The 13,314-nt window shown below is 38.3% G+C and carries 11 protein-coding genes; 1 reads left to right on the top strand and 10 read right to left on the bottom strand.

Translation table 11 applies throughout. The features are described 5' to 3' along the window. Positions 1–63: 63 nt before the first annotated feature. From ACSSV9_RS09485 to ACSSV9_RS09445, 9 genes are all read right to left on the bottom strand, one after another. Positions 64–1,050 (bottom strand): RluA family pseudouridine synthase, encoded by a 987-nt coding sequence (locus ACSSV9_RS09485; protein ID WP_437347012.1) that lies wholly within the window; start codon positions 1,048–1,050, stop codon positions 64–66. After that, positions 1,019–1,675: a signal peptidase II gene (lspA, locus tag ACSSV9_RS09480; RefSeq protein ID WP_437347011.1), complete on the bottom strand. Its 657-nt coding sequence runs from the start codon at positions 1,673–1,675 to the stop codon at positions 1,019–1,021. Before lspA ends, ACSSV9_RS09485 begins: the two co-directional genes overlap by 32 nt. 15 nt (positions 1,676–1,690) lie before the next feature. Beyond that, a complete protein-coding gene (locus tag ACSSV9_RS09475; protein WP_437347010.1) occupies positions 1,691–2,389 on the bottom strand; it encodes a TraR/DksA family transcriptional regulator in 699 nt (232 codons plus the stop codon). A gap of 13 nt (positions 2,390–2,402) precedes the next feature. Next, the gene (gene ileS / locus ACSSV9_RS09470; protein ID WP_437347009.1) at positions 2,403–5,594 is read right to left on the bottom strand and encodes an isoleucine--tRNA ligase; all 3,192 of its coding nucleotides are present in this window, start codon (positions 5,592–5,594) and stop codon (positions 2,403–2,405) included. A gap of 25 nt (positions 5,595–5,619) precedes the next feature. Beyond that, complete coding sequence (locus ACSSV9_RS09465) at positions 5,620–6,234, bottom strand: hypothetical protein (protein WP_437347008.1); 615 nt, start codon at positions 6,232–6,234, stop codon at positions 5,620–5,622. Continuing rightward, complete coding sequence (locus tag ACSSV9_RS09460) at positions 6,231–7,052, bottom strand: purine-nucleoside phosphorylase (protein ID WP_437347007.1); 822 nt, start codon at positions 7,050–7,052, stop codon at positions 6,231–6,233. The genes ACSSV9_RS09465 and ACSSV9_RS09460 overlap by 4 nt, the downstream gene beginning before the upstream one ends. Then, positions 7,049–7,603, bottom strand: a complete 555-nt coding sequence (locus ACSSV9_RS09455) for a DivIVA domain-containing protein (protein WP_437347006.1) — start codon at positions 7,601–7,603, stop codon at positions 7,049–7,051. The genes ACSSV9_RS09460 and ACSSV9_RS09455 overlap by 4 nt, the downstream gene beginning before the upstream one ends. A gap of 2 nt (positions 7,604–7,605) precedes the next feature. Beyond that, positions 7,606–8,292, bottom strand: coding sequence for a YggS family pyridoxal phosphate-dependent enzyme (locus ACSSV9_RS09450; protein ID WP_437347005.1), 687 nt, complete (start codon positions 8,290–8,292; stop codon positions 7,606–7,608). Positions 8,293–8,443: 151 nt separating this feature from the next. Continuing rightward, entirely contained in the window at positions 8,444–12,022 is a 3,579-nt protein-coding gene (locus ACSSV9_RS09445) for a vitamin B12-dependent ribonucleotide reductase (protein WP_437347004.1), read from the bottom strand. A gap of 280 nt (positions 12,023–12,302) precedes the next feature. On the opposite strand from ACSSV9_RS09445, the gene ACSSV9_RS09440 reads away from it, so the two are divergent. Then, positions 12,303–12,737, top strand: a complete 435-nt coding sequence (locus ACSSV9_RS09440; RefSeq protein WP_437347003.1) for a tellurite resistance TerB family protein — start codon at positions 12,303–12,305, stop codon at positions 12,735–12,737. Between the two features lie 3 nt (positions 12,738–12,740). On the opposite strand, the gene ACSSV9_RS09435 is transcribed toward ACSSV9_RS09440, so the two are convergent. Further along, the gene (locus ACSSV9_RS09435; RefSeq protein WP_437347002.1) at positions 12,741–13,280 is read right to left on the bottom strand and encodes a glutathione peroxidase; all 540 of its coding nucleotides are present in this window, start codon (positions 13,278–13,280) and stop codon (positions 12,741–12,743) included. Between the last annotated feature and the right edge of the window lie 34 nt (positions 13,281–13,314).

Below are 13,314 nucleotides of genomic sequence, written 5' to 3'. Positions count from 1 at the left end.
TTCAAAAGATTGGTAGGTATGGTTCCTTAGGGCAATTTATTATCGTAAAAGAAAGAAAAAAGTTTAGGGATCATTTTTAAGTTTTTGCAGAAGCAATTGAAAATCTTCCGTTAACTCGGAATCGAAAAACATTTTTTCTTTGGTGTGTGGATGAATAAATCCAAGCGTTTTAGCGTGAAGTGCCTGACGTTCCATAATATTCAAGAGATTTTCAACCCTGCTTTTCATTTTCGGAAGTTCTGCACCATATACAATTTTTCTACCGCCGTATGTTGGGTCGCCAAAGATGGGATGATTAATATGCGACATGTGCACTCTAATTTGGTGGGTTCTGCCAGTTTTCAATCTTAATTTTACAAGCGATGCAAAATCATATTCTTCAATGACTTCATAAAATGTGTGGGCATATTTCCCTTCACTTTCACTGACGGCAAATTTTTTCCTGTCCTTAGTTGACCGCGCAATGTTTCCGATTACCTCACCTTTTTTTTCTTTAAATAATCCCCAGCACACCGCCCAGTATTCCCTATCGATGGTATGCGCAGAAAATTGCTTTGCCAGTTGGGCATGTGTCCATTCGTCTTTGGCAATCAGAAGAAGCCCGCTTGTGTTTTTATCGAGCCGATGAACTATCCCCGGCCTTCCTTTATCGTTCAACTGACTTAATTTATTCGTATAAGCAAGCAAAGCATTTACAAGCGTACCCGTGTAATTACCAAATGCGGGATGCGTTACCATTCCTGCAAGCTTATTTACAATCAATAAATATTCATCTTCGTAAACAATATCCAGTGGAATTTCCTCTGGAATTGTTTCTTCAGGGCGAGGAGAAATCGGAATTGTTACGTCAATAATATCTCCAGGGTTAACAAGATAATTGGCTTTAACAATTTTACCATTTACAAAGACGAGTTCAGATTTAATTAATTTCTGAATTTTGGATCGCGTGGAATGTTCGATTGAATTTGATAGAAATACGTCTATTCTTTCTTTTTTTTTGCCTGGAGGTATTTCAATCCTAATCTTCTTTTCCGTTACTATCCTTGACATCAGCCACAGACAAATTTATTGTCGATAGTTCATCATATTTTTTTACAATTTCACCCGAATCGGTCGTTTGCTTTATATGAACATCCTCTTTTACACTGCCATGAAAGATCACCAGTAAAATTACTCCAATCGTTACAGAAGCATCCGCAATATTAAAAATAGGCCAGCGGTCATATGTTCTTCCCAGAATTGTAAAGTCAAAGAAATCGACGTTGAAAAAGTCGACTACTCTACCGTAAAATATTGGCGCATATCCATAAATAACACCGTAAAAAGTGCGGTCTATCAAATTACCAATAGCCCCACCAAGTATCAAAGCAAGAGCAGCACGCACAACAAGTTTCTGGTGTTTCGATTTATATAAATAGTAGAAGATTCCAGCACTAGCAATTAACGAAAAGATTGAGAGCAACAATTTAGCACTGTCATTTACATCGATTCCAAATGCCAGTCCGGGATTTTCAACAAAAGTAATCTTAAAAAAATCGCCTATGACGTTGATACTTTCACCATACGACATGCCTTCAAAATGGAGATTCAAAAAGGGGATCGAGATTCCCTTTACAATTAATTTAGTTATCTGGTCAATTACTATTACTGTTAAAGTTACATAAAGTGCTTTCACTTAATATTCCGTAAATTATTTGGATTGCATCTTTTGTTTTACCTGCAAACAATGCTGGGTATGCGGCACGGCTTTTAGTCTTTCTTTTGGAATTAATGGACATGTTGGACAAAGATGTTGAGGCTCGTCGATACATTCAATACAAATACCGTAGGTTCCATTTTCGATTCTTTGCAATGCTTCGTCGAGATAGCCCAAAAATTTGTTTTCACGCTGTGCCCAGAGATAAAGTTTTTCACGTTCCATTGCGTCTGTACCCTGTTCGGCCATATGGAGCGAATAAGGCGAATTCTCGTTTACGTATTGTCCAGTGGATGGATCCATCATTTGTTCTTTAAGCGCCTGAAGTTGTTCGATTATTTCATTTCTTTTTTGAATAATAATTTGTTTGAATTCTTCAAGTTCAGCTTTCGAATACCCTTGAATTTTTCTTATTTTTTTGGTTGGGGACATTACTTCAACTTTATTATCAGATGTCATTTTTTTCTGCTCCGTAGTTTTCGGGATTTTTTTCTTTGTTTTTGTTTCAGCATTAGATTTCTTCGATGCAACGCTTCTTTTGAGTGTCGCTTTTTTCGAAGTTTTAGTTGTCGCTTTTTTGTCGAGCGTCTTCTTTTTTGAAGCAGCCGAGACAGTATTTTTCGTTTTAACACTCTTGGCCGACGTTTTTTTTGAACCGGCAGAACTCTTCTTTTGAGTCTGTTTCTTTGCCATGTTTCCTCCGTTACTAAGTTATTGCTTTTTCAATACCGATCTTGCACCTGAAATCTCCCAATTCCCATTCTTGAACATTACCGCCTTCAGCATTAAATTTAATCGTTTTTGCAAGGACTTCATTTGATATATAATCGTTAAAATTGCTCAAATATTTAATTAACTTTTCGTCGCCGTCAACATAAAGATCGATTCTGTCGGTTACCTCAAAATCGAGATCTTTTCTCATGTTCTGAACTCTATTGACGAATTCTCTTACATAACCTTCTGCAATAAGTTCCTCTGTCAGTTCAGTGTCAATTGCGACTGTTACTCCTTCTTCCGTCTCTACGAGCCAGCCTTCGATCTCGCTGCTTACAATTTCCACGTCTTCTTTACCGATCGACACCCTTTCACCTTCGACGTCAATCTCAACTGTTTCTCCTTTTTCAATAAGTTTAATCGACTCTTTATCGAGTTCTTTAATTTTTTCCGCCAATTTTTTTACGAGTTTTCCAAATTTTGGACCAATCGTTTTGAAATTCGGTTTTGCACTTTTGTTTACTATACCAGCGTCGTCTTCGAGAATTACCATTTCTTTGATATTAACCTCCTCAAGAACCACATCTTTCATTTTAGTGAGCGCATCACGTAAATCTTTATCGACATAGACCATCATCTTCCGTAGCGGCTGACGTACTTTAAGATTATTTTTTGCTCTGATCGAACGAGCAAGATAAACAACCCTCTGAGCTACGTCCATTTTTGTTTCGAGCGCTTTGTCTCTGTAACCCGATTTTGGATAATATGCCAGATGTACCGACTCAAAATCTTCTTTTTTCGTTACCTCATTCAGATTAAGATAGATCTCTTCGGCGATAAACGGAGCAAATGGAGCTGTTAATTTTGAAACGGTAATTAAACATTCATATAATGTTTGATAAGCTGATAATTTATTTTTGTTAATTTCCGATTTCCAGAATCTGCGTCTGTTTCTCCTTACGTACCAGTTGGATAATTGGTCGATAGTAAAATTCGATAAAGCTCTGGCGGCTTTGGTAACCTCGTAATCTTCCATATATTTTTCGTATTCTTCCACGAGCGCATTTAATTTGGATATAATCCATCTATCAATTTCTGGACGCTCTTCGTAAGGGATTATTTCTTCTTGATGAGTAAATTTGTCGATGTTTGCATAGAGTGCAAAGAAGGAATAGGTATTGACAAGCGTTCCGAAAAATTTTCTCTGTACTTCTACAATGCCATCTTCGTCGAACAAAGTTGGTTTCCATGGTGGACTTATGGTTACCAGATACCATCGGGTTGAGTCGGCCCCGTATTTTTCAAACAAAGCAAAGGGATCGACTGTATTGCCCCTCGATTTGGACATTTTAAGTCCATTTTTATCGAGCACAAGTTCATTTACAATAACATTCTTAAAAGTAATGCTGTCGAATAGCATCGTACCAATTGCATGCAAAGTATAGAACCAGCCACGTGTTTGATCGATGCCCTCGCAAATAAAATCTGCAGGGTAATTTTGTTCGAATAATTCTTTATTTTCAAAGGGATAATGAAATTGTGCGAAGGGCATGGCACCGCTATCGAACCAGACGTCGATCAATTCCGGAGTTCTGGAATAGATCTTCCCTCCTTTTTCGAACTTGATTTCATCAACAAATGGTTTATGCAAATCGATTTCGTCATCTGGTAAATCTTTTACAGCAATTTTCTTGCCGTCCCTAATTACAAAGCCTTCCTTCAATTCAGCAATTGAACCAACTGCAAACATCTCCCCATCTTCGTTAATCCAGATTGGAAGCGGGGTTCCCCAATATCTATCTCTAGATAGCGACCAGTCTTTATTTTCTTCCAGCCAATTTCCAAATCGACCGGCACCAACTTCTGGTGGATGCCAATTAATTGTTTTGTTGAGTTCTATCATTCTGTGTGCTATCTGTGTGGTTCTAATATACCAGCTGTCTCTGGCATAATAAATTAAAGGATTGTCGCATCGCCAGCAATGAGGATATGAGTGAAGATAATCCGTTGTTGCTCTGTAAATCAATCCTCTTTCTTTAAGATTTTTAATGATATCCGGATCGACTCCTTTTTCTTCGTGCGTTTCGAATTTAATTGACTTAATCAGCCTACCTGCAAAATCTGTAACTTCGTCAGTAAAACGACCGTTTTTAGTAACAGGTTGAATAAATGGAAGATCGTATTTAATAGAAACTTCATAGTCGTCAGCGCCGAAAGCAGGGGCTATATGCACCACTCCCGAACCGTCTTCTGTACTAACAAAATCTCCTGCTATAATGTACCACGCTTTTTTATTAACCTTTATGTAATTGAATAACGGAATATATTCCCTGTTGAGTAGGTCTTTGCCCTTCAACTCTGCCAGTATTTCATAATTTTCAGTTATAACCGAGAGTCGAGCTTTTGCCAGGTAGAGCACACCGTGATTCTCTGTCTTAATTTTAACATAATCGATCTCTTCTCCAACTGCTAAAGCCACGTTCGAAATAAGCGTCCACGGCGTAGTTGTCCATACAAGTACCGATGCGTCCTCGTCTTTCAGTTTGAACTTTACATAAACATTCGGATCACGTACATCTTTATAGCCAAGTGCAAGTTCATGCGACGACAGAGGAGTTTCACAATGTGGGCATTGCGGAACAATCTTGAAGCCCTTGTAGATCAATCCTTTTTTAAAGTATTCTGACAGTGCCCACCATACCGATTCAATATATTCATTTGTACATGTAATATACGGGTCGTCGAGGTTAATCCAGTAGCCCATTCTTTCGGTAAGTGTGCGCCATCCTTCCTTCATTTCGATATGATGGTAAACAAGTTCTTTCGCCTTTTTATTGAACTTGCCGACGCCGTATTTTTCGATGTCCGACTTTTGAGTAAATCCGAGTTCTTTTTCGAGTGCAATCTCGATAGGAAGACCATGAGTATCCCACCCAGCTTTACGTTGAATTCGAAATCCTTTCATGGCTTTATAACGGCAGACGAGGTCTTTCAGCGTACGTGCCATCACGTGATGAATGCCCGGTTTGCCATTTACAGTTGGAGGACCTTCATAAAACGTGAAATGAAAATTTTTATTCCTTGTTTCGATGCTTTTCTCGAATATTTTATTCTCCTTCCAGTACTTGAGAATTTTTTCTTCGATTTTCGGGTAACTTATTTTTTCATCAAATTGCTTGAACATCTTTTATCTCTATATTAATGAGTAACTATTCTTCTGCTTCATATTTTTTGATTAATTCTTTTTCAGTTGCAATTAATTCTTTCAATTGCATTTCGAGCTGATTTTTACGACTGATAATTTCGTCGGCTGTTTTTTGAGCTTCGTATATAATTTTGTCGGCAGCAATTTTAGCTTCGTCGATTATAATATCAGCTTCTCTTTTAGCCGATTGAAGTAAATTTTTAATCTCATCCCGACTTTTTGCTCCAGCTATTTTATCGCGCTGCATGATTAAAAGTTCACACGTGACCATCCCAAATAGTGCCATCGAGCCAAGCATAACGTTTCGCAACAAATAAAGAATCATGTTTTCAACCAGCAGATCATTAAGACCGAAATATTCCCTGAACATCGTTATCATAACAACGCTTATGAATGAAACAGAAATTATCACTGCAAAAATAACTTTGCCTCCATGATTATAACCGAGTGTCTTATTAATAAGCCATCCGCATACAAATGCAAAGAGCGAGAGAAGAAACCATACAGAAAAATCTTGATAACCCGACTTGAATATTTCAGTACTCAAAAAATCCGACGCAAAAATTATTACAGCCAATAATCCCGGTGTTGCATAATAGATATTTTTTCTTTCTGTCATAATGCTTCGATCACTTCCTTCATTATCAAAGTCATTTTCGGTTCAGCTTCGTTTGCTGCTTGCAGAATTTCATCCAATGATACCGGTTTGAGAGCTTCGGGAAAACATTCGTCTGTGATAATACTTATACCCAGTACCTTCATTCCCATGTGATTGGCAACTATATTTTCAGGAACGGTAGACATTCCAACGACGTCGGCGCCGATTGTTCTCAAAAATCTGTATTCTGCTCGAGTTTCTAAATTTGGTCCGGGGACAGCCACATAAACCCCTTTTTGAATTCGTATTTTATTTCTCAAAGCCGCTTCTTCCGCTAATTTTATTAATTCCTTGCTGTAAGGCTCGCTCATATCTGGAAATCTCGGTCCTAACTGGTCTTCATTCGGACCGATTAAAGGATTATCGCCCAATAAATTTATATGGTCGACAATCAACATTATGTCTCCTCTTTTGAAAAGAGGATTCATGCCTCCGCATGCATTTGAAACCATTAAATATTTAACTCCGAGAAATTTCATTACACGAACAGGATAAGTAATTTGCTTCATGGAGTATCCTTCGTAGTAATGAAATCTCCCCTGCATTGCAACGACGTTTTTGTTACCGATTTTGCCGAAGATCAATTTTCCCTGATGCGACTCTACAGTTGAAAGTGGGAAGTGAGGTAGTTCGCCATAGTCGATCGTATGTTCGACATCAATTTCTTTTACCAGACCACCCAATCCAGTTCCTAAGATGATCCCCACTTCGTATTTCTTATCCGTATATTTTTTTATAACATTCAAAGTTTCATTAATATTTTCGATAAGTTTACTCATAGCAACTTCTCCAGTATATCGTCTACGTTAATATCGGTTTGCTCTTCCTTTTGGGAATCGTCTTTTATTTCTCTCCTCAATTTAAGATCCGGCATTGTTTTATTTTTATCAGCTATCATTTCCATTAAATTGGATTGTGTATCGACCATAGCTTTTAATTTTGAAATCAACAATTTTTTTTCTTCTCTCAGTTTAACTATTGACTCTCTCAATGCATCTGCGCTTGCTTTGGCTTTTTCGATCATTTGGGTAGCTTTAATTTCCGCTTCTTTAATCATTAATGCGGTTTGCTTTTTTGTAGAATCGACCGCTTTTGATGTTGTTTCAGTCGCACTTAGCAGCGCTGCCTGCAAATTTTTTTCGAGTCTTTTATACTCAGTTAATTGTTCCTCCTTCAACTCGAGTTCTTTTTGCAATTTTTCGTTTTCACTTGATATTTTTTCAAACTCATCGGCCAATCGTTCCAAAAAGGCTTTAACCTCGTCTCTGTCGTAACCTCTGACGGATTTATTAAATTCCTGATTCTTTATGCCGTAAGGAGTAAACTTCATTTTTATTTACTCCTCTCTCCAAAAATTGCCGTTCCAATCCGTACCATCGTTGCTCCTTCTTCAATAGCAATTTCAAAGTCGCTCGTCATACCCATCGACAGTTCAGTCATTTCAAAACCGTCGCTTGTCAATTTTTCTTTTAACTTTTTCAAATTTATAAATGCATTTCGGACGATCTTTTTGTCATCTGTAAAAGGAGCAATAGTCATTAAACCCGTTAGTTTTAAATTTGCAGATTTTTTACAAAATTCTGCTAAGCGATAGATTTCATCCGTATCTGTCAATCCGAATTTGGAAACTTCTTCAGAGGTTTTAATTTCCAGTAGAACGTTCTGGATTTTCGAAATTTTCTGTGCTCTTTTTTCAATTTCTTCAGCAAGTTTCAACGAATCGACCGAATGTATATATTCGGCTTTATCAATAACGTACTTAACTTTGTTCGTCTGCAGATGGCCGATAAAATGCCATTCAATATCGCTGTAATCGGCAAGATTATCTGCTTTGTCTTTTAATTCCTGGGCTTTATTTTCGCCAAATACTTTGAGCCCGGCATTATAAGCTTCGATAATAGTTTCTTCAGGAACGGTTTTAGTAACGCCGATTAACTTAATTTCCGTTGAGCTGCGCCCGCAACGATTGCATACTCTCTCAATTCGATCCAGTATATTTTTAATATTTTCGGCAATCATAATTCTAAATCAAGACTGAAAAACTATCCCTTTTAGGGTAAAAAGTCAATTAAAATGGACATAATCAAAATGAACTGGGTAAATATAAAAAATCTCGTAATCCTTTATAAAAATAAAAAAGGGGGCAATATGCCCCCCTTCGTAAAAAAAATCAACTGCAGCCGGTAGTAGCTCCGCAAGTAGTGCATTTCAAACAAGTTCCGTTACGTACCATCGTCATGCTCTGGCATTCGGGACAAATATCGCCGGTGTATCCTTGTTCGCGTGCTTTGGCTACAGGATCGTTACGCGAAATCATTTTAATTTTGTCTTCCACCTTAGGAGAGGAAGTCCATTTGCCATTGTCTTTTTCTGAATTTTTATCGAGTTCTACCATTCTTTCACTAACCACTTCCTCGTCGACATAGTCGGTTTCGACAATAGTACGGCAGGAAGCAGCGGCTTGTTTCCGATTACCCGCTACTTCTTCTTCGTCGACATGCGCCAGGTCGTTTCTACCGAGATAAGTGACAGCCAGTTCTCTGAAAATATAATCGATTACAGAAGTTGCCATTTTAATTCTGCGGTGACCAGTTACAATACCACTCGGTTCGAAACGAGTAAATACAAATGCGTCCACAAATTCTTCGAGAGGTACACCGTGCTGTAATCCGAGGGAAATTGAGATGGCAAAACAATTCAAAAGACTTCGGAATGCAGCTCCTTCTTTGTGCATATCAATAAAGATTTCGCCGAGCTGTCCATTTTCATATTCTCCCGTACGAAGATAAACCGATTGTCCGTTAATCTTCACTTTTTGGGTATAACCGGTTCTTCTGTCGGGCAGTCTTCTTCTTTTGGCAATATATCGGTGAATAATTTTTTCCGCAATCTTTACAATATCGTTTTCTTCTTTCTTTTCGAGAATTTCCTCAATTTCCTCTTCGGTCATAGTATTAAGAGGTTGTGAAAGCTTGGAACCATCGCGATAGAGTGCATTGGCTTTACATCCAAGTTTCCACGACAGCATATATGCATTTTTAATATCTTCGATTTCAGCTGAGTTCGGTAGATTTATGGTTTTGGAAATTGCACCGGAAATAAAAGGTTGAGCGGCCGCCATCATTCTTATATGAGCTTCTGGCTTTATAAAACGAGTTCCCCTTTTGCCGCACTTATTGGCACAGTCAAAAACGGGATAATGCTCGTATTTAAGAAAAGGGGCACCTTCAATTGTCATTGTACCACAAACGTAATCGTTGGCTGCCGAAATTTCTTCACGTGTAAAGCCGAGTTCAGTCAATAAATCGAATTCAATGTCATTAATTTGCTCTTCGGTAAAACCGAGCTGTTCTTTCAAGAACTTTTCACCTAAGGTATATTTATTGAATGCGAAGCTGATTTCGAATACAGTGGGAAGTATATTATCAATTTTGTTCAGTATTTCTTCAGTAAAACCTTTTGCTTTAAGGGATTCGTGATTGATATAAGGGCATCCTTCTAAGGTTCCTGACCCTTTGGCATATTTAACGATTTCTTTAATCTGATCTTCGTTGTAGCCAAGTTTTCTGAGCGCAGGAGGAATCGATTGATTAATAATTTTGAAATAACCTCCACCTGCGAGTTTTTTGAATTTAACGAGCGCATAATCGGGTTCAATTCCTGTGGTATCGCAGTCCATTACCAAACCGATTGTGCCTGTAGGAGCAATAACGGTAACCTGAGCGTTTCTGAAACCGTATTTTTCGCCCATTTCCAGAGCGAGGTCGGCATCCTGACGGGCTGCTTTCAATAGATCGGATGGGCAATATTCAGGGTCAATTCCCATCGGAATTATCGAAAGTCCTTCGTATTCTTTTGCAGGTACATTATAGGCAGCTCGGTGATGATTTCGAATTACCCTCAGCATATCCTCTTTGTTTTCAGAATAACGTTTGAATGTACCTAATTCTTTTGCCATTTCAGCCGATGTAGCGTAAGCATGCATATGCATAATTGCTGTCAATGCACCTGTAATTGCAGTGGCCTCTTTGCTGTCGTACGGTATTCCCTGGCGCATCAATAAGGAGCCGAGATTTGCATAACCCAGTCCAAGTGTTCTGAATTCATAACTGTTTATCGCCACCTCTTTGCTGGGATATTGAGCCATCAATACGCTTATTTCCAGTACAATCGTCCAGAGTCTTACGGCATGCCGATAAGCTTCGATATTAAATTTATGGTTATTTTCGTCATAGAAACGGACAAGATTTAAAGATGCCAGGTTACAAGCCGTATCATCGAGGAACATATATTCACTACATGGATTTGAAGCCCTAATCCTACCACTTTTTGGACAGGTGTGCCATTCATTAATTGTAGTGTCATATTGTAAGCCGGGGTCTGCACACGACCAGGCCGCGTATGCAATTTGATCCCACAAGTCTCTTGCTTTCAATGTCTTGCATGGAACTGGTTTTCTTCCTTCTTTGGCAGCTTTCTTTTTTTCGGTGCGCCAGTAAAGATTCCATTCTTCGTCGTTTAAAACAGCTTTCATAAAATCATTCGAAACGCGTACAGAGTTATTCGAATTCTGCCCCGAAACGGTTGCGTAGGCTTCTGAATTCCAGTCGGTGTCATAAATTGGAAATTCGATTGAACGGAATCCCATCTTGGCTAATTTGATTACGCGATCGATATAATTTTCGGGAACTTTTGCCTTGCGTGCTTCGATGACTGCTTTCCTCAGTTTTAAATTTGTTCTTTTGTTAAAACGGTCGTTTTCGGGATGTTCTTCGTAGCAGGCCTTCATTATATTATTTAAGTGAAAATTGCAAATTTTCGAACCTGCCACCAGCGCTGCAACTTTTTGTTCCTCAACAACTTTCCAGTTTATATATTCCTCAATATCGGGATGGTCGATATCGAGAGTTACCATTTTAGCAGCGCGACGTGTAGTGCCGCCGGACTTAATAGCTCCGGCCGACCTATCGCCGATTTTCAGGAAGGACATCAAACCGGACGATTTACCGCCACCGCTGAGAGGTTCATTTATTCCTCTGATATCAGAAAAGTTTGTGCCTGTGCCCGAGCCATATTTGAAGAGGCGTGCTTCGCGTACCCAGAGATCCATGATACCACCTTCGTTGACAAGGTCGTCTTTTATCGATTGAATAAAACATGCGTGTGGCTGTGGATGTGTATATGCATCTTCAGATTGCGTTAATTCGCCAGTTTGGAAATCGACATAATAATGGCCTTGAGCTGGTCCGTTGATGCCGTATGCCCAGTTTAACCCTGTATTGAACCATTGTGGCGAATTGGGAGCTGCATATTGTTTTGCCAGCATATAAACCAGTTCATCGTAAAATGCCCTTGCATCCCCTTCTGAATCGAAATATTTAGCTTTCCAGCCCCAGTAAGTCCATGTGCCGGCCAATCGATGAAATACCTGCCGTGCGTCGGTTTCGGATGTAAATCGGTCTTTTTCGGGCAATTCACTTAATTTTAGGTCAGGTACAGAGGGCTGCAACCACTTGGGCACCCCTTCTTCCTTTACCTTTTTAAGCAATTTAGGTATACCCGCTTTTCTGAAATACTTTTGCGCAATAATATCTGTTGCTACCTGCGACCATTCTTTAGGTACCGTAACTTCTTCCATTCGGAAGACTATTGAACCATCCGGATTTTTAATCTCAGATGTACGTTTTACAAACTCAATTGATTCAAAAGGGTCCTTCCCCTCGACTGTAAAGATACGATTAACCTTCATGTGTTCTCCAATCAATTGGTGAACGAAACTTGTTTATTACTTTAAGAGCTTCTGTCTCTCACGTGGGAATGGTAACTTAATTAAAAAATATTTTTTTAGCAATTGCCTAAAACAAAAAAAATAAAATTACTCAATTGATTTATTTATTCCCTTCGTTTTTGGGCCGTTTTCAAAATGTGAGGGAAAATTTTTTCTCTCTAGCTACAAATAATCAAAATTCTATCAATTATCTTTTTTATATTATCCGACGAAATTTCATACGAATATTGGAGTAAATTAAATGTCGAATCTCGATGCTATCTTAAAGAATCAAAAATCTAACAAAAAATTACAATTAGCAGCCGCTTCTATCTTTCTTGAAATTGCAAGAGCGGATAATCAATTTACAAACGACGAAAGACAAACCCTAATTAAATCGATAAAAAAATTATTCAAATTAAACGACGAAGAAGTCCATGAGCTTCTCGATATTGCCGAAGATGCAGTGTTACATAGCGTAAGTATTTATGAATTCACCAATGTTATTAATCAATATCTCAACGAAGACGAAAAATACACGCTGGTCAAACATATATGGCATTTGATATTTGCAGACAAAGACTTAAATCGTTACGAAGACCATCTAGTCAGATTAGTAACTAACAATCTGAAATTGAGTCACAGAGACATCATTGCAGCTAAACAGGAAGTTAAGCAGGAACTGGGACTTAATTGATTTTCAGTTAAGTAATTTTTCAATTTGTCCGATAACTTCCCTGCTGTCTGGTTTTACAGCGCTGCGAAATCGGGCGACAACTTTCCCGTTTCTATCAACAATAAATTTTTCGAAATTCCACTTTACGTCGCCGGTTTCAATCCCGTTGTAATTAATCAGGAATTCATAAAGTGGCGCTTTATTTTTTCCAAGTACGTGGATTTTATCGAACAAATTAAATGTAACATTATAATTTGTTGTACAAAATTCTTTAATTTCTTCATTTGTACCTGGCTCCTGGCCATTAAAGTCGTTGCACGGGAATGCAAGTATCTCAAACCCTCTCTCTTTATATTTTTCATATATTTTTTGAAGTCCTTCATACTGGGGCGTAAAGCCGCATTTACTGGCTACGTTAACAATTAACAAAACCTTTCCTCTGTACTTACTTAGTGACACGTCTTTCCCATCGATATCTTTAACGTTGAAATCATAAATATTGCTTTTGGTTTGTGGAAAAACCAGAGTGAATGATAAAAATAAAAAAACGACTTTCCTTAACATAATTCCTCCATTTATTGAGATTGTAACATTTATC

It is taken from the genome of Melioribacter sulfuriphilus, assembly GCF_051488685.1.
GTDB lineage: Bacteria > Bacteroidota > Ignavibacteria > Ignavibacteriales > Melioribacteraceae > Melioribacter.
The sequence above is the reverse complement of the archived record's forward strand: the minus strand, read 5'-3'. Positions and strand labels throughout refer to the sequence as shown.